Genomic DNA, 16,805 nt, shown 5'->3' with positions numbered 1-16,805 from the left:
CCGAGTGGATCTCCGCTTCGACTACCGCGCCGGCTGCACCGACGACGAGCTGGCCGCGCTGACGGCCTCCCACGGCGGGCGGGCCGAACGCGGGTGGTGGGACCGCGTCCGCCCGCACAGCCTGGGATGGGTCACCGCCCGCACGCCCGGCGGCGATCTGGTCGGCTTCGCCAACATCGCGTGGGACGGCGCCGACCACGCCTTCCTCCTCGATCCGAAGGTGCGCCCGGACCACCAGCGCCGGGGCGTGGCGACCGAGCTCGTCCGCCGCGCCACCGACGCGGCGCGGCGGGCAGGCTGCGAGTGGCTGCACGTCGACTTCGAGGACCACCTGGCCGGTTTCTACTTCGACGCCTGCGGGTTCGCCCCGACGAACGCGGGCCTGATCCGGTTGTAGCCGCTCAGGAACCGGTCACGGCGTCGAGCCCGGCGCGGATCCCGTCGCGCAGCACGCCGATCTGCTCGGTGGTGATCGTCAGCGGCGGGGACACCGCGAGCGCGCTGCCCAGCGGCCGGGTGATCACCCCCGCCTCGCGGATCGCGGAGTGCGCGCGCAGCACCAGGCCGGGGTCGCCGGCCAGCAGCGCCGGGTCGAGCTCGACCGCCCCGAGCAGCCCGACGCCACCGCGCGCCTCGCTGACCGCCGGATGGCCGGTCAGCGACGACAGCGCCTCGAACAGCGGCCCTTCCAGCTCGCGCGACCGCTGGAGCAGGCCCTCGCGCTCGATGATGTCGAGGTTGGCCAGCGCCGCGGCGGCGACGGTCGGGTGCCCGGAGTAGGTCGGCCCGTGCCGGAACGGCCTGCCCGCCCCCTCCCAGAAGGGCGCGGCCACACCGCCCGCGGCGATGACCCCGCCGAGCGGGAGGTATCCGCTGGTCACGCCCTTGGCGAAGGTGATCAGGTCGGGGCGCAGGTCGAAGCGCTGCGAGCCGAACCAGTGCCCGAGCCTGCCGAAACCGCAGATCACCTCGTCGGCGACGAACAGGATGCCTTGCTCGTGGCAGATCTTCTGGACCGCCTCCAGGTATCCGGGCCGCGGCGGGATCAGCCCGCCCGCGCCGATCACGGGTTCGGCGAAGAACGCCGCGATCCGGTCCGCGCCGATGCGCTCGATCGCGTCGCGCAGGTCCTCGGGATCGTCGTGGGCGACGCGGGTGGTGCCGGTGACCATGTCGCCGAAGCCGTCCCGGTTGGCCTGGATGCCTGCGATGCTGGTGCCCACGCCGTGGGTGCCGTGGTAGGACTGCCCCCGGCTGAGCAGGTGGGTGCGCTCCGGCTGGCCCCGGTCCGCCCAGTACAGCCGCGCCAGCTTGGCGGCGGTCTCGATCGAGTCCGCGCCGCCGGAGGTGAGGAACACCTTGGCGTCGTCCACCGGGGCGAGCTCGGCCAGCCGGTCGGCCAGCCGCTCCGCGGGCGCGTTGGTGTAGTCGTTGAACACGTTGAAGGCGGCGAGCCTGCTCATCTGGGCGGCCACCGCGTCGGCGATCTCCCGCCTGCCGTGCCCGATGTTGACGTACCAGAGGCTGGCGGTGCCGTCGAGGTACTGCCGTCCCTCGCGGTCGAAGACCCACACGCCCTCGGCTCGGTCGACCAGGAACGCGCGGTCCCGGACGGCCGCCATGTTCGCGAACGGATGCCACAACCGGGTGGCGGATGCCGACATGCTGACCTCCTGCTCGTTGCTCGTCCGCCAGCGTGCCCGCCCCGGATGACCGGGGCCACAGGACAAACCGGCGCATCGATCCCGGCCGGGTGGACAGATCGTCGAGCGTCAGCCCGCGAGCGCGTCGAGCACCTGCTGGCCGTACTTGGCCAGCTTGTTCTCCCCGACACCGCTGATGGTGCCCAGCTCCGACAGCGTCGCCGGGGCGGTCGCGGCGATCTGGCGCAGCGTGCTGTCGTGGAAGATCACGTAGGCGGGCACGCCCTGCTCCTTCGCGGTCGCCGCCCGCCACGCGCGCAGCTGCTCGAACACCGGCACCGCCTCGGCGGGCAGGTCCACCGCGGCCTTGGACTTCGAGACCCTGGCCGCCTTCGCGGCCTTCTCCGGCTCCCGTCGCAGCATCACCTTGCGCCGCTGCCCGAGGACCTCGCCGCTGCTCTCGGTGAGCACCAGCGTCCCGTAGTCGCCCTCGACCGCCAGCAGGCCCTGCGCGAGCAGCTGCCGGACCACGCCCCGCCACTCGCCGTCCTGCAGCTCGGTGCCGATGCCGTACACGGTCAGCTGGTCGTGCCGGTGCTGGCGGATCTTCTCGGTCTCCTTGCCCAGCAGGATGTCGATCACCTGCCCGGCGCCGAACTTCTGCCGCCGCTCGTGGTGCAGGCGGTAGACCGCCGACAGCAGCTTCTGCGCCGCGATGGTGCCGTCCCAGGACTGCGGCGGTTCCAGGCAGGTGTCGCAGTTCCCGCACGGCTCACCGGTCTGCCCGAAGTAGGCCAGCAGCTGGCTGCGGCGGCACTCGACGGTCTCGCACAGCGCGAGCATCGCGTCGAGGTGGGTGGCCAGCCGCCGCTTGTGCGCGCTGTCGCCCTCGGAGGTGTCGATCATCTTCCGCTGCTGCACGACGTCCTGGAGGCCGTAGGCCAGCCAGGCCGTCGACGGCAGGCCGTCCCGGCCCGCGCGGCCGGTCTCCTGGTAGTAGCCCTCGACCGACTTCGGCAGGTCCAGGTGCGCCACGAACCGCACGTCCGGCTTGTCGATGCCCATGCCGAACGCGATGGTCGCCACCACGACCAGCCCCTCCTCCCGCAGGAACCGGGCCTGGTTGGCGGCGCGGGTGCGGTCGTCGAGCATCGCGTGGTAGGGCAGCGCCTCGATGCCGTTGTCGTTGAGGAACTGCGCGGTCTTCTCCACCGACGCCCGGGACAGGCAGTACACGATGCCCGCGTCCCCGGCGTGCTCGGTGCGCAGCAGGTTCAGCAGCTGCTTCTTGGGGTCGTTCTTCGGGGCGATCCGGTACTGGATGTTGGGCCGGTCGAAGCTGGCGACGAACTGGCCGGCCTCCTCCAGCTTCAGCCGGGAGGCGATCTCGGCGTGGGTGGCCTTGGTCGCGGTGGCGGTCAGCGCGATCCGCGGCACCTGCGGCCAGCGCTCGTGCAGCTCGGAGAGACCGAGGTAGCTGGGGCGGAAGTCGTGGCCCCACTGCGACACGCAGTGCGCCTCGTCGATGGCGAACAGCGCGATCCGGCCGTTGTCGAGCAGCCGCATGGTCTGCTCGGTCAGCAGGCGCTCCGGGGCCAGGTAGAGCAGGTCCAGCTCCCCGGCGAGGTAGGCCCGCTCGACCTCGCGGCGCTGGTCGGGGTCCTGCGTGGAGTTGAGGAACCCGGCGCGCACGCCCAGTTCGCTGAGGGCGTCGACCTGGTCCTGCATCAGCGCGATCAGCGGCGAGACCACCACGCCGGTGCCCTCGCGGACCAGCGAGGGGATCTGGTAGCACAGCGACTTGCCGCCGCCGGTGGGCATGAGCACGAGCGCGTCGCCGCCTGCCACGACCTGGTCGATGATCGCCTGCTGCTGCCCGCGGAACGACTCGTAGCCGAAGACGCGGCGCAGGACCTCCAGCGCCTCGGGCGCCGCGCCGGATGCGGTGTCGGATGCCGCGCCGGGTGCTGTGCCGGATCCGGTGCCGGATGCGGTGTCAGCTGCGTGGGCGGGTGCGGTGTCGGACGAAGCCACCGGGCGATTCTACGAGTGGGCCCCGTCCGGTTCAGCGGTGCCCGGACCCGGCACCGGACAGTCCACTGTGGCCAGTCAGGCCGGCGAGGTGGTCCGGGGCGAGGAACCCGGCCGCGGGCTCGGCGCCCGCGAGCGCGCTGACGAATTCGCCGGTGCGGTCGCGGTGCGCGGCGACCGCCCGCAGCAGCCGGTCGGTGTCGAACGGCCGGGTCGAGGCGACCCGGCAGGTGAACTCGAACATCGCGCGCCGGGCCGCGTCGCGGCGGGATTCGTACCCGGCCAGGGCTTCGTCCATCGAGGTGACCCCGTCCAGGCCGGCGTGCACGGCCGCGGCGAGTGCGCTCGCGTCGGTCAGCGCGTCGGAGATCCCTTGTGCGGTGACCGGATCCTTGTGGTGCCCGGCGTCGCCGGCCAGCGCCCACCCGGGACCGTGCGCGCGCCGGAACAGGTTGCGCAGGCCCGCCGCGGTGTGCAGGCGGCCCTCGCGGCGGCCGGTGCCCAGCCGGTCGGCGATGGCGGGAACGCGCCGCAGCCACCGCAGGTAGTTGCGCTCGGCGGCCTCGCGGTGCGCGGTGAAGTCGGCCCGGGGGAAGGTCAGCGACACGACGGTGAGGCCGTCGTTGGTGGGCCACATCGACGCGACCATCCGTCCCCGGACGTGCGCGTGCGCTCCGTCGACCGGCACTCCCGACCAGTAGCCGAAGGAGGTCGCCGCCAGCGCCCCGCGATCCTCGACCAGCGGCGCGCGGACCGCCCGCGCGATCGTGGAGCCGCGGCCGTCCGCGCCGATGACGATCCGCGCCCGCGCGGTGACCACAGGTCCGTCCCCGTACTGGCCCCGGACTCCGCGCACCACGCCGTCCTCGACCACGACTTCGCGCACGGAGAACCCCTCGCGCACCTCGACCCCGGCGGCGCGGGCGCCGTCGATGAGCAGTCCGTCGAGAACGGTCCTGCGCGGGGCGAACGTCAGAGCGACACCGCCCGCGTCGACCGGTGTCCCGGACAACCGCGTGGTAGCGGTTTCGACACCGATCCGCGTGATGGGCGGGCATCCGCTGGCCACCAGTTCGGGCAGAAGACCCCACTGCGCCAGCAGTTCGATCCCCGGCCGCAGCACCAGACCCGCGGACATGGTGTCGCTGGGAAAGCGGGCCCGGTCCACCAGAAGCACCGAACGCCCGGCCCGCGCGAGCAGCATCGCCAGCGGAGCCCCAGCGCACCGGGCGCCCACCACCACCGCGTCGTAGCTGCTCATCGTGCTCACGGTAAGCGGTGGCGCGCGACGCCGCCGGTCGAAGGTGAACCGCGCGGTAACGTGGCGGTGTGAACACGTTGCCGATGGGAGAACCGAAAGAACGGGTGGCACGGGCGGGTTCGCCGCGCGGTGAGGTCGTGCTCCTGCGCCGGGATGCCGATGATGCGCTGGAACTGCGCGTTAACGGAGTGTTCGTCATGGACACCGTCCACACCGAGACCGAGCGCCTGCTTGCCACCGCGACGCTGGACGCCGTTCTTGCCGACGACAGACCGGCGCGAGTTCTCATCGGAGGGCTCGGCCTGGGCTTCACACTCCGCGAAGTGGTCGCCGACCGCCGGGTGTCCTCGGTCGAGGTTGTGGAGATCGAGCCCTCGATCGTCGAATGGCACCGCGCGGGACTCGTCGGCGAGACGGCCGCCGCTCTCGCGGACGAACGCGTGCGCGTGTCGGTCGGTGATGTCCAGGACGTGCTCGCCGCGCATCCGGCCGCCTGCACCGACGTGCTGCTGCTCGACGTCGACAACGGTCCCGGATTCCTGGTCCACGACAGCAACGCGGCCGTGTACCGGCGTGAGTTCCTGGCTCTGTGCCGGGAGAAAATCGCACCGGGCGGCTGCCTGGCGATCTGGTCGGCGAGCGGATCACCGGAATTGAACACGGCGTTGCGCGAAGTTTTCGGGAACTGCCGCGAGATCGCGGTTCCGGTTCCCCTCGGTACCAGGACGACGACGTACCACCTGTTCCTTGCTCGCTGAGCGCGAAATCGTCCATTCCATAGGGTGAGAAGTCGGCGCGAACGGGAAAATCCCCGTGTGCCTGGACATTCCGGCGTGCCATGCTCGATTCCGGTGGTGGTCTTCGAGCGAGGAGCGCGTGGAGTTCGCTGTGTGCGTGTTGTTCGCAGTTCGGTTCGGTGCGGCGGCGGTGCTGGCGACGGCATTGGCGGCGGGAGCGCTCGCGCCTGCGCAGGCGGACCCGGACCCGGATCTGGGAGTCCTGTTCGTGGGCGCGCATCCCGACGACGAGGCGTCGCTGCTGTCGACGTTCGGGCAGTGGCGCGAGAAGCACGGCGTGCGCACTGGCGTCGCGACCATCACCCGGGGTGAGGGCGGCGGCAACGCGGCCGGTCCGGAGGAGGGGCCGCGGCTCGGGCTGCTGCGCGAGGGCGAGGAACGCCGCGCGGTCGGCGGGCTCGGCGTCACCGACGTCTACAACCTCGACGAGGCCGACCTCTACTACACGGTCAGCGCCCCGCTCACCGAGCACGCCTGGAAGCACGACGACGTCCTGGACAAGCTGGTCCGCGTGGTGCGCGAGACCCGCCCGGAGGTCGTCGTCACCATGAATCCCGCGCCATCACCGGGAAATCACGGCAACCACCAGTACGCCGCGCGGCTGGCGCTGGAGGCGTACCGGCTGGCCGCGGACCCGGCGGCGTTCCCGGAGCAGATCACCGGCGAGGGGCTGCGCCCGTGGTCGGTGCGCCGGGTGCTGGCCAACTCGGCCGGTGCGGAGGAGGAGAACCCGGGCCCGGACTGCGAGCGCACCGGGCCCGCACCGGAGTCGGCGGGCCGGGACTTCTCCGTGTGGGGCGGCCGTCCCGCGCCGAGCGGGAAGACCTGGGAGCAGGAGGAACGCGAGGCCGAGCGCGAATACCGGAGCCAGGGCTGGGAAGGACGACCGGACATCCCCGAAGCCCCGGAGCAGATCGGCTGCGACAAGCTCACCGAACTCGCCAACCGCGCACCGCACGCGCCGACGGCGTCGGCCGTGGAGGCTCCGCTGGCCGGTGCGTTGCTGCCCGGAGACGGTGGTTTCCCGCTCGGCACCGGGCTTTCGGCCGCGGCCGACCGGAGCCGGGTGACCGGCGGAGACAGCTTCGGGGTGCGGGTGACGGTCTCCGCACCGAAGGCCCTTGCCGCCGGGAAGGTGGGACTGGACCTCCCGCCGGGCTGGCGGGTCGAAGGCGACGGCGGATTCGGCCCGCTGGCACCGGGTTCCAGCGCCGAGGTGCGGTTCACCGTCACTGCTCCCGCCGACCAGATCGGACGCGTTGTCGTCCCGGTGCGGGCGCAGTCGCCGGACGGCACCGGAACGACCGAACTGTGCCTGGACGTCGTGTCTCCGGTCGTTGCCGAGCAGGCTCGGCTGCCCGCGGTCGCGGAATTCCAGGAATGGGTTGAGGCGAACGGGATTCCAGCGCTGCGCGACGTCGTGCCACCGGTGCAGACCGTGCCGACCGGGGGATCGCGGACCGTGCAGGCAGTGGTCCGCAACCACGGCAGCACGCCGAAATCAGGTTCGGTCGTGCTGGAACCACCAGCGGGCTTCGCCGTGGCGCAGGCGGAGAAGCCGTTCACCGACGTTCCACCGGGCGGGACGACCACGGTCGGTTTCGAGGTGACGAGCACCGATCCGTCCATGCCGACCGGAACCCAGGGCGGCGACCACCCGTACCAGCTGGTGACCCGCACCGACAGCGGAGAGGCCCGGTCCGGCGCGGCGCTGGAGCTGGTGCCGGCGGCCGAGATCCCGCAGGCGCAGGCGGATCCGGTGGTCGACGGTGCCGCGGCACCCGAGGAGTACCCGTCGCCGTGGATCGACATCTCCTCCGGCTGGGAGGGCGACGACTGCGCGGGCCCGCAGGACTGCTCGGCGCGGGCGAAACTGGCCTGGCGCAACGAGAAGCTGCACGCGATCGTCGAGGTGACTGACGACGCCCGGGGAGCGGTGCTCGCGCAGGAGGACTGCAAGCGGCACTGGCGGACCGATGCGCTGGAGATCGCGATCGATCCGAAGGGCAACTCGGAGAACACCTCCAGCACGTTCAAGCTCGCGGTGCTTCCGGTCACGGCGCAGGGGCCTGCCTGCTTCGCCCGCGATGCCGACAACAAGCAGGGGCCCGGCGGCGAAACCGCTCCCGGCGTCGAGGTCGCGTCGGTGCCCCGGCCGGGCGGCTACACCGTCGAAACGTCGATCCCGCTGGAGAACGTGCCGGGTTCGGTCGATCCCGGGCGCCTGGGGCTCAACCTTTTCGTCTACGACTCCGACACCGATGACCAGGTCGGCCAGACCCGGATCGGCTGGTCCACCTGGGAAGGGGTGCAGGGCGACCCGTACCGCTGGGGCGTGGCCCGGCTCGCGGGCAAGCCCGCCGGGCAGCCGGTGGGCCCACCGGAACCCGCACTGCCGCTCGATGCGCTGGCATCCGTCGATTCACCGCAGTCGATCGCGCAGTCGGTCCGCCTGGGCACTTCGCTCGGCGGCGCGCCACGGGCGTCGGCACCGGCGCAGGTCACCGACGCGTCGGCCACCGCCGGTGAAGTCACGGCGAAGCTGGCGGTGCGCGGACCGGGCACGGTGCACCTGTTCGCCGTCGATCCCACGGGAGTCGTGCTGGGTGAGCAGGTCGTCGAGGTCGACGGGCCAGGGGAGCGGCTCGTCCCGATCCCCGTGCGCGACGGACGACCAGCCGAGGTTCTTGCGGGCTTCCGCTCCTCGGACGCGGCAACGGCGGCGTCGCAGAGTCCCGTGCGCTGACCGGTCGGCGCGGGCCGAAAATACAGATGACGTGCGCATCCCGCGATGCTGCAATTGAACGACTATGAGCACGGCAAAACCTCTGATCACCGACGAAGCCGACCTGCTGACCAGGATGGAGCGGAACCTCGCCGAGCACGCGTGCCACCTCCACCGGAGGCTGCCGAACGCGACGGTCGTCGAGAGCGATGACCTGCTGATCGCCGACAGCGGGCTCGCCGACGACACGTTCAACATCGTCGCGACGGCCCGCTTCACCGCGGATTCCGCGCCGCACCGGATCTACGAGACGGTCCAGCGGCTCTCCGCCACCGGTCGGCCGTTCTCGTGGTGGGTCGGGCCCGCCTCCGCACCGGAAGATCTGGGTGCACACCTCGTGGCAGCCGGTCTCAGCGCGTCGGAGACCGAGGCGGGGATGTGGAAGGACCTGCGCGATGTTCCGGAACGGCCGCGGGTGGAAGGTCTGGACATCCGCCCGGTGACATCGGCGGATCAGCTGGCCGACTACGCGGCGGTGCTGGCCGCGAACTGGACCCCGCCCGCCGCCACGGTCGTTCGGTTCTTCACCGAGGCAGCGGAACTGGCGCTCTCCGCGCAGAGCCCGGCGCGCTACCTCGTCGGTTACGTCCACGACCGGCCGGTCTGCTCGGCGGAAGTCTTCCTCCACGCCGACGTGGCGGGCATCTACAACATCTCGACGCTGGCCGCGGACCGCCGACGCGGCTACGGCGGCGCCATCACCACCGCCGTGCTCCACACCGCGCGCAACGAGGGTTTCCGCACCGCTGTCCTGCAAGCCTCGGCCGACGGAGAGCCCGTCTACCGCAGGCTGGGCTTCGCCGCTTGCGGCCAGTTCACCGAGTACGCCATCAACGGGTAGATCCCCTAGCGACTTGGCTTTTCCCAGACCAACGAGTACCGGCGGAGCACGTGCCAGCGGTAGCGCACACATGGGAGGAGCCGTCGCGCAGTGGCCCGCACCTGGCCGTAACTCATCCGAGGGTCGGAGACCGGCATTCCCTCCGGGGCCTGCGCGCGGCGCAGCGCCTTCGTGACCCGCACGATCGGAGCACTCGCGATCCTCGCCGCCCAATCCGCCGGGCTCACCTCGCGGGCCACGCCGACGACCACCAGCGTGCCGCCGGGACGCAGCAGGTCGCGCATGCGTGTGACGGCCGCTTCGAAGTCCATGTGGTGGATCGAGCTCACCGAACAGATGAAGTCGTAGCCCGGGGCGGGGAGGTCGAAGGTCAGGAAGTCGCCCTCGACGAAGGCAAGAGCCGGGCGATCGGCGGCGAGATCGCGAGCACGGTCGATCATGACCGAAGACTGGTCGATGCCGGTGACGCGTTCGGCCCGCCCCGCCAGCTTCCGCGCCAGCAGCCCGTCCCCGCAGCCCACGTCCAACGCGTCGCGGCATCCTTCGGGGACGGTGCGGAGGATCCTCGGGTGCTGCGCGACGTTGGTGTTCCAGTACGGCTTCAGATCGTTCCGCTGCATCGAATCACCGTAGCGAGACGGCATCCGTAGTCTCGCGGTCATGGCGGACTGGGAGATTCGGCCCGCGTCGACGGCGGACGTCGATGCGGTGGCGGAGTTGCGGGCGGTGGTGCTGCGGCCGGATCTGGAGCGGCTCGGGCGGTACGACGAGCAGCGGGTGCGGCGGCGACTGCGCGACGCGTTCCTGCCCGAGCACACGTGGGTGATCGAGGTCGGCGGCGCGTTCGCCGGTTGCGTGTCCCTGCGCCCGGCCGAGGACGCGCATTGGCTGGAGCACTTCTACCTGGCCCCGCACCTGCAGGGAAACGGCATCGGGGCGGCCGTGCTGCGCGGGCTGCTGGAGCGGTGCGACCGCGACGGCGTCCTGGTCCGGCTGAACGTGCTGCAGGGCAGCCCGGCCCGGCGGCTCTACGAGCGGCACGGGTTCGCAGTCGAAACCGAAGACCCGGTCGACGTGTACCTGGTTCGCGAGCCGGGCCGTGCCGGGAGCGCGAACACGCCGGCCTGACCGAGGTCACCGGCGTCGGCCAAGTCGAGGTCACCGGCGCGGGTCAAGCCGATGTCACTGGCGCAGGCCAATCTGAGGTCACTGGCGTCGGTCAAGCCGAGGTCACCGGCGCAGGCCAATCCGAGGTCATCGGCGCAGTTCAACGCGTGGAACAGGCTTCCCGTACCGTCGCATCACGCCGCGTCATCCGGCGCGGTCAGCAGAGCGAACCAGCGGGAATGGCGCTCGACGACGACTGCCGGGCCGAAGCCGGTCGCCGCGGCCAGCTCGCCGATCGCGTCCGCGCCGACGATCGCCCACCCGAAGGCCGCGCCCCTGGCGTTCCCGCGGACCAGCCGCGCGGACCCCCGCCACGGCGCGGTCCCGGGCGGATCGACCTCCACCCAGGCGCGTCCGCCGGGCCGCAGCAGCCCGCGCACCCGGCGCAGCAGGCGGTGCGGGTCACCGCCGATGCCGATGTTGCCGTCGATCAGCAGCGCCTCGCGCCAGCGGCCTTCGCCGGGCAGCCGGTCGAACACACTGCGCCGCAGGGCCGCGGCGTTGCGGTCCCGGCACAGCCGCACGGCCACCGGCGAGGTGTCCACGCCGAGAGCGGGGACACCTCGGTCGGCGAAGGCCGCGACCAGCCGCCCGGGCCCGCAGCCGATGTCGAGCACCGGGCCCGTGCAGGCGTTGAGCAACAGTTCGTCGGCCCGTCCTGGAGGGGCGGACCAGCGGCGGGTGCGCATCGGCCGCGCGAGGCCGTCGCTGGTGACCAACGTGCAGTCAGCGCCCTCGTAACCGAGTTCGAAGGTCAACGCAGGGCTCCGGCGGGCAGGCTGGCCGCGAACCGGGAGCGGGGGACGAGTTCGGCGACCCGCGCCGCGTCCTCGACGGTGTCCACATCGGATAGTCGTGGCAGCGGCTCGACCCGGAGCCCGCGCTGCCGGAGTGCGGCAAGCGTGCGGGATCCGGTGTCGTCCCGGGAAGTCGGAACGTCTTCCAGCAGTGCGGAATGCCGCGGATCGCGGAACCCCACCGCCCACCACCCGCCGTCCTCGGCCAGGCCCAGCACCGCGTCCGCCGTGGCCAGCCGCGAGCACGCGTCGGTCAGGAGATCGGCGGTCACCTGCGGGGTGTCCATGCCGACCTGCAACACCGGAACCCCGGGGAGCGCGGCGGACGTGTCGGCGTGCGCGGCGGCCAGCCGCTGACCGAAGGTCTCGCCGCGCTGGCCCAGCACGGTCCACGACCGCAATGCGGCGCGCAGCGCGCCGCCACCGGTGGCGGCGCCGAGATCACCGGTCATCGCCGCCACCGGCCGGACACCGGGTGTCGCGGTGACCGCGTCGAGGGTGTCGAGCAGGCTCGCCGCCGCGACCTCGGCGGCCTGCGCGGGCGTGAGCGGCGGGCACAGGCGGGTCTTGGCCTGCCCCGGCACCGGGGCCTTGGCGACCACCAGCAGCGCGGTCACCGCAGCACCCCCGCCATGTCCCGCGCCGCCCGGAGCGTCCCGCGAAGCGAGCCGCTGACCTTCGACTTCGTCCCGGCCGTCCGGGGCCGGTAGGCGACGTCGACCTCCCGCACCCGCCAGCCTGCCCCGGCCGCCTTCAACAGCAGTTCCAGCGGGTAGCCGAACGCGCGGTCGGCTACCCCGAGCGCCAACAGGTCGGCACGCCGGGCGGCCCGGACCGGAGCGATGTCGTGCACCGGGAGACCGCGCCTGCGCAGCAGCCCGGCGATCACGGCGTTGCCCGCGCGGGCGTGCCAAGGCCACGCCTTGGCCGAGGTGGGAACCCGGCGCCCCACGGCGAGGTCGGCTTCGCCCCGGTCGACGAACCCGGCGAGCACGGGCAGCACCCGTGGATCCAGCGAACCGTCGGCGTCGATCACGCACACGATCTCGGCGGTCGAGAACTCCAGTCCCGCGTGCACGGCGGCGCCGTAGCCCCGGCGGGGTTCCGCGATCACCGTCGCGCCGTGCCGCGCGGCGACCTCCGGTGAGCCGTCGGACGACCCGTTGTCGACGACCAGGGCGCGGTATCCGGCCGGCAGCGCGGCGAGCACCGCGGGGAGTGCGGCGGCCTCGTCCAGGCATGGCAGCACCACGTCGATTGGCTTCATGGCGGCCAGTGAAGCTCACAGTGGACGTGCTGGAAACGCTTGCGGTGCTTAAGAAATCATGACGTCGGGCGAAGTCTTACGGAGTTCTGACGGATGCGGCGGCCCGCTGGGAAACCGCCGGTGGCCGGACTACCTTCGCGCGAGTGCGTCCTGTTCGAGCCGACCTGATCGCGTGCGCCATCGCAGTCGGCATCATCCTCGCCGTCGCCGTGGCGGGCTTCCGGCTCAACCAGGCCGGCGTTCCGCTGTTCGCCGACTCGGCTCCGCTGTTCGGCTACTGGCTGCCCCACGCCGGCCCCGGCACCCCGCCTGCCCTGCTCACGGCGGCGGCCGTGATCGCCTGGGGACCGGCGCTGGCCGACCGGCTGTCCTGGCGCGGCCTGCTGGCGACCGGCTACCTCGGCTCTCTGCTGTGGACTTTCTCGCTCGCGATGATCGAGGGCTGGCAGGAAGGCATCGCCCGCCGCCTCACCCACGAACCCGAGTACCTGCACGACGTGCCGCGGGTGACCGACATCCCGGCGATGCTCAGCGGGTTCACCGACCATGTCCTGCTCGCCCCGGGCTCGTGGACCGTGCACGTGTCCGGTCACCCGCCGGGCGCCCTGCTGCTCTACGTCTGGCTCGACCGCATCGGCCTCGGCGGTGGTGCCGCGGCGGGGATGCTGTCGCTGCTGGCCGGTGCGACGGTGGCGATCTCGGTGCCGATCGCCGTCCGGGCGCTCCACGGCGCCGACGCGGCCAGGGCGTCGGTGCCGTTCCTGGTGTTGTTCCCGGGCGCGGTGTGGGTCGGGGTGTCGGCCGACGGCGTGTTCATGGCGGTCGTGGCCGCGGGCATCGCGCTGTTCGCGGTCGGCTCGGTCCGGTCGGCGGCGGCCGGGGGAGCGCTGCTGGGGTGGGCGATCTTCCTCAACTACGGGCTCGTGCTCGCGGGCGCGTTCGTCCTCGCGATCACCCTGACGACCCGGCGGGTCGTGCCGTTGGTCGCCGCGGCCGTCGCGGCGCTGGCCGTGGTGGCCGCGTTCGCCGCGGCGGGGTTCTGGTGGTTCGACGGCTACGAGCTGGTCGTTCAGCGCTACTACCAGGGAGAATTCGCCCAGCGGCCGTACAGTTACTGGGTGTGGGGCAACCTCGGTGCGGTGCTGCTGTCGGCGGGGCCGGTGGCCGCGGTGGTGGTCCGGCGCTCGGCCGTGGGGTGGCGATCGGCGGGACTGGTCGCCGCCGCGCTGCTGGCGGTGCTGGCGGCGGACCTGTCCGGGCTGAGCAAGGCCGAGGTGGAACGGATCTGGCTGCCCTTCGCCGTCTGGTTCGCCGCCGGGGCATGGCTCCTCCCGGCGGCGCACCGGCGCGGGTGGCTGGCGGTGCAGGCGATCACCGCGCTCGCGGTGAACCATCTGGTGGTGACGAACTGGTGAAGGTGCTCGTGGTCGATGACGACACCTCGGTGCGCGACGTGGTCCGCCGCTACCTGGAGCGGGCGGGCTACGAGGTGGAGCTCGCCGGTGACGGCGAGACCGCGCTCCAGCTGCACGAGCGGCATCGGCCGGACCTGGTGGTGCTGGACCTGATGCTGCCCGGCGTCGGCGGGCTCGACGTGTGCAGGCGGCTGCGGGAGACCAGCGCGGTCCCGGTCGTGCTGCTCACGGCCCTCGGGGAGGAGTCCGACCGGGTGCTGGGCCTGGAGACCGGCGCCGACGACTACGTGGTCAAGCCGTTCAGCCCGCGCGAGCTCGTGCTGCGGGTCGGCTCGATCCTGCGCCGGGCGGGGGCGAGCCCGCCGGGGGCGGGCGAGACCGTCTCCGACGGCCCGCTGCGGCTGGACCTCGGCGCCCGGCGCGGCACCCTCGACGGCGCCGAGCTCGCGCTCACCGGCCGCGAGTTCGACCTGCTGGCCTTCCTGCTGCGCAACCCCGGCCGCGCCTTCTCCCGCGCCGAGCTGCTGGAGCGGGTGTGGGGCTGGAGCTTCGGCGACCACTCCACCGTCACCGTCCACATGAGACGGTTGCGGGAGAAGATCGAGCCCGATCCGGCCCGTCCGGCCCGGATCGCCACGGTCTGGGGCGTCGGCTACCGCTACGACCCGCTGGAGCCGTCATGAACGTGCTGACCGAACTCAGCCACGTCGTCCCGTACGCGATCGCGCTGTCGCTACCGGTCGCGCTGCTCGGCGCGGCGCTGCTCTACCTGCTGCGCAGGCGGTCGCTGACCACCGCGCTGACCGTGCTGGTGCTGGTGCCGCTGGTGGCGACGCTGACCGGAGTCCTCGGCGTAACCGGGTTCATGTTCGGGCCGCAGATGACGATGGTCGTCGTGGTGTGCACGGCGGTCGCGGTGGTGACCGTGCCGCTGGCGGTCGTGCTCGGCTGCAGCATCGCCCGCCGCAGCGTGTGGGAGCGGGAGGCCAGAGCTCGCGAGCGGGCGGCAGAGGCGTCCCGGCGCGAACTGGTCGCCTGGATCAGCCACGACCTGCGGACCCCGCTGGCCGGGATCCGCGCGATGGCCGAGGCGCTCTCGGACGGGGTCGTCACCGAACCGGACGAGGTCTGCGAGTACGCGGGCCGGATCCACAACGACGCGCGGCGGCTGTCGGGCATGGTGGACGACCTGTTCGAGCTGTCCCGGATCAACGCGGGGGCCCTGCAGCTGAGCATGTCGGCGGTTCCGCTGGCCGACGTGGTCAGCGAGGCGGTGGCGGCGGAGAACCCGGTCGCGCAGCGCGGCGGGGTGCGGCTGCGCACCGAGCCCAGCGACTGGCCCGTGGTGTCGGGCAGCGATCCGGAACTCGCCCGCGTGGTGCGCAACCTGCTGTCCAACGCGATCCGCCACACCCCGGCCGAGGGCGCGGTGGTGCTGGCGGCCGGGAGCGACGGGGCGCAGGGCTGGCTGCGGGTGGACGACGCGTGCGGCGGCATCCCGCCCGACGACCTCGCGCGGGTCTTCGACGTGGCGTTCCGGGGCAGCGCCTCGCGGACCGGCTCGGGTGCGGGCATCGGGCTGGCGATCGCGCAGGGACTCGTGCACGCCCACAACGGGAGCATCACCGCTCGCAACCACGGCCCCGGATGCCGCTTCGAGGTCAGGATTCCCCTCGCGACACCCGACCACGTCAGGACGTGACGGCAGCCGGAGCGCGCAGCGGAGCGTGCGCGAACTCGGCGATGCCGTCGGAAAATCCCACAGCGGCGCGGAAACCAAGAACCGCTCGGGCCTTTGCGGGGTCGGCGACGACGTGCCGCACGTCGTTGGCCCGCGCACCACCGACCACCTTCGGCGCAGGCCCGCCGCACGCCTTGGAAAGTTCCTCGGCCAGCTCGCCGATCGTGTGCGGGTGCCCGGAACAGACGTTGACCGCTTCGAGTACTTCGGGCGAATCAGCCTCGACGGCGAGGGCGTTGGCCTCCGCGATGTCGGTGACGTGGACGAAGTCGCGCAGCTGCTTGCCGTCCTCCAGCACTGCCGGTGCCTCGCCACGGTGCAGCGCGGAGCGGAAGAGCGACGCCACACCCGCATACGGCGTTCCACTGGGCATCCGGGGCCCGTAGACGTTGTGGTACCGCAACGCCCACACGCCGCCACCGGTCTGCCGCGCCCACGCAGCCGCCAGGTGCTCCTGCGCCAGTTTTGTTGCCGCATAAGTGCTTCTGGGATCAAGAGGAGCGTCCTCAGGAACCAGTCCGGGCGCCAACACCGCCGAGCATCGCGGGCAGCGCGGGTCGTAGCGGCCGGCATCGAGATCGTCGGCGCGCCGGGAGGCCGCCCGGACGGTCCCGTGCTCGGCGCAGCGGTACCGGCCCTCGCCGTAGACGACCATCGACGACGCAAGCACCAGTTTCCCGATGCCCGCCGCGTGCATCGCAGCCAGCAGGACGGCGGTCCCGCAGTCGTTGTGGGACGCGTAGTCGGGCATGTCCGAGGGATCGACGCCGTGCCCGACCATGGCCGCCTGGTGGCAGACCACGTCGACACCGCGCAGCAGGTCGCGGAGGAGATCCGGATCGCGGACGTCGCCGCGCACGAGCCGGTGCCCGACTTCGGGGACCGACCCGTGGGCCTGGGGCAGGAGGGCGTCGAGCAGCACCACGTCGTGGCCGCGCCCGGCCAGCGCGTCAGCTACGTGGGAACCGATGAATCCGGCACCGCCGGTGACAAGAACTCGCACCCCGCCGACGGTAGGCGCGCGGGACCGGTGGCGGGAGGTTCCGGCCACCGACGTCAG

Annotated in this window: 16 protein-coding genes; 8 read left to right on the top strand and 8 right to left on the bottom strand. The window is 72.5% G+C overall.

The genetic code is table 11. The features are described 5' to 3' along the window. The first annotated feature begins 4 nt into the window (after positions 1-4). Positions 5-397, top strand: a complete 393-nt coding sequence (locus ABD691_RS16505) for a GNAT family N-acetyltransferase (RefSeq protein WP_344680609.1) — start codon at positions 5-7, stop codon at positions 395-397. Between the two features lie 4 nt (positions 398-401). Here ABD691_RS16505 and ABD691_RS16500 read toward each other — a convergent pair whose 3' ends face one another. From ABD691_RS16500 to ABD691_RS16490, 3 genes are all read right to left on the bottom strand, one after another. Further along, on the bottom strand, positions 402-1,664 hold the full coding sequence (locus ABD691_RS16500) for an aminotransferase family protein (protein WP_344680607.1): 1,263 nt from the start codon (positions 1,662-1,664) through the stop codon (positions 402-404). A 108-nt stretch (positions 1,665-1,772) separates the two neighbouring features. Beyond that, the gene (recQ, locus tag ABD691_RS16495; protein WP_344681308.1) at positions 1,773-3,563 is read right to left on the bottom strand and encodes a DNA helicase RecQ; all 1,791 of its coding nucleotides are present in this window, start codon (positions 3,561-3,563) and stop codon (positions 1,773-1,775) included. Between the two features lie 145 nt (positions 3,564-3,708). Then, the gene (locus ABD691_RS16490) at positions 3,709-4,935 is read right to left on the bottom strand and encodes an NAD(P)/FAD-dependent oxidoreductase (RefSeq protein ID WP_344680605.1); all 1,227 of its coding nucleotides are present in this window, start codon (positions 4,933-4,935) and stop codon (positions 3,709-3,711) included. Between the two features lie 68 nt (positions 4,936-5,003). On the opposite strand from ABD691_RS16490, the gene ABD691_RS16485 reads away from it, so the two are divergent. From ABD691_RS16485 to ABD691_RS16475, 3 genes are all read left to right on the top strand, one after another. After that, entirely contained in the window at positions 5,004-5,693 is a 690-nt protein-coding gene (locus ABD691_RS16485) for a spermidine synthase (RefSeq protein ID WP_344680603.1), read from the top strand. Between the two features lie 136 nt (positions 5,694-5,829). Next, the gene (locus ABD691_RS16480) at positions 5,830-8,478 is read left to right on the top strand and encodes a sugar-binding protein (RefSeq protein ID WP_344680601.1); all 2,649 of its coding nucleotides are present in this window, start codon (positions 5,830-5,832) and stop codon (positions 8,476-8,478) included. Between the two features lie 64 nt (positions 8,479-8,542). Continuing rightward, positions 8,543-9,358: a GNAT family N-acetyltransferase gene (locus ABD691_RS16475; RefSeq protein ID WP_344680599.1), complete on the top strand. Its 816-nt coding sequence runs from the start codon at positions 8,543-8,545 to the stop codon at positions 9,356-9,358. Positions 9,359-9,363: 5 nt separating this feature from the next. Here the strand turns inward: ABD691_RS16475 and ABD691_RS16470 are convergent, their stop codons facing one another. Further along, a complete protein-coding gene (locus tag ABD691_RS16470; RefSeq protein WP_344680597.1) occupies positions 9,364-9,978 on the bottom strand; it encodes a class I SAM-dependent methyltransferase in 615 nt (204 codons plus the stop codon). Positions 9,979-10,018: 40 nt separating this feature from the next. On the opposite strand from ABD691_RS16470, the gene ABD691_RS16465 reads away from it, so the two are divergent. Beyond that, the gene (locus ABD691_RS16465; protein WP_344680595.1) at positions 10,019-10,486 is read left to right on the top strand and encodes a GNAT family N-acetyltransferase; all 468 of its coding nucleotides are present in this window, start codon (positions 10,019-10,021) and stop codon (positions 10,484-10,486) included. Positions 10,487-10,659: 173 nt separating this feature from the next. Here the strand turns inward: ABD691_RS16465 and ABD691_RS16460 are convergent, their stop codons facing one another. Genes ABD691_RS16460 through ABD691_RS16450 form a run of 3 tightly spaced genes read right to left on the bottom strand, consistent with a single transcriptional unit; the run spans position 10,660 to position 12,589 of the window. Beyond that, positions 10,660-11,283 carry a class I SAM-dependent methyltransferase gene (locus ABD691_RS16460; RefSeq protein WP_344680593.1) on the bottom strand — a complete coding sequence of 208 codons (624 nt, stop codon included), beginning with the start codon at positions 11,281-11,283 and terminating at the stop codon, positions 10,660-10,662. Further along, positions 11,280-11,939, bottom strand: coding sequence for a TIGR04282 family arsenosugar biosynthesis glycosyltransferase (locus tag ABD691_RS16455; protein WP_344680591.1), 660 nt, complete (start codon positions 11,937-11,939; stop codon positions 11,280-11,282). Before ABD691_RS16455 ends, ABD691_RS16460 begins: the two co-directional genes overlap by 4 nt. Beyond that, positions 11,936-12,589 (bottom strand): glycosyltransferase, encoded by a 654-nt coding sequence (locus tag ABD691_RS16450; RefSeq protein ID WP_344680589.1) that lies wholly within the window; start codon positions 12,587-12,589, stop codon positions 11,936-11,938. The genes ABD691_RS16455 and ABD691_RS16450 overlap by 4 nt, the downstream gene beginning before the upstream one ends. A gap of 143 nt (positions 12,590-12,732) precedes the next feature. Here ABD691_RS16450 and ABD691_RS16445 point away from each other — a divergent pair, with 143 nt between their 5' ends. Genes ABD691_RS16445 through ABD691_RS16435 form a run of 3 tightly spaced genes read left to right on the top strand, consistent with a single transcriptional unit; the run spans position 12,733 to position 15,706 of the window. After that, positions 12,733-14,004: a hypothetical protein gene (locus ABD691_RS16445; protein ID WP_344680588.1), complete on the top strand. Its 1,272-nt coding sequence runs from the start codon at positions 12,733-12,735 to the stop codon at positions 14,002-14,004. Next, on the top strand, positions 13,998-14,687 hold the full coding sequence (locus ABD691_RS16440; protein WP_344681306.1) for a response regulator transcription factor: 690 nt from the start codon (positions 13,998-14,000) through the stop codon (positions 14,685-14,687). Before ABD691_RS16445 ends, ABD691_RS16440 begins: the two co-directional genes overlap by 7 nt. Beyond that, a complete protein-coding gene (locus ABD691_RS16435; protein WP_344680587.1) occupies positions 14,684-15,706 on the top strand; it encodes a sensor histidine kinase in 1,023 nt (340 codons plus the stop codon). The genes ABD691_RS16440 and ABD691_RS16435 overlap by 4 nt, the downstream gene beginning before the upstream one ends. On the opposite strand, the gene ABD691_RS16430 is transcribed toward ABD691_RS16435, so the two are convergent. After that, a complete protein-coding gene (locus tag ABD691_RS16430; RefSeq protein ID WP_344680585.1) occupies positions 15,696-16,748 on the bottom strand; it encodes an NAD-dependent epimerase/dehydratase family protein in 1,053 nt (350 codons plus the stop codon). The genes ABD691_RS16435 and ABD691_RS16430 overlap by 11 nt on opposite strands. Positions 16,749-16,805 lie beyond the last annotated feature (57 nt).

The organism is Saccharopolyspora taberi (assembly GCF_039534165.1).
In the GTDB taxonomy this organism is placed as follows: Bacteria; Actinomycetota; Actinomycetes; order Mycobacteriales; family Pseudonocardiaceae; genus Saccharopolyspora_D; species Saccharopolyspora_D taberi.
Note: the sequence above shows the minus strand (reverse complement) of the source record. Positions and strands in the feature narration are given on the sequence as shown.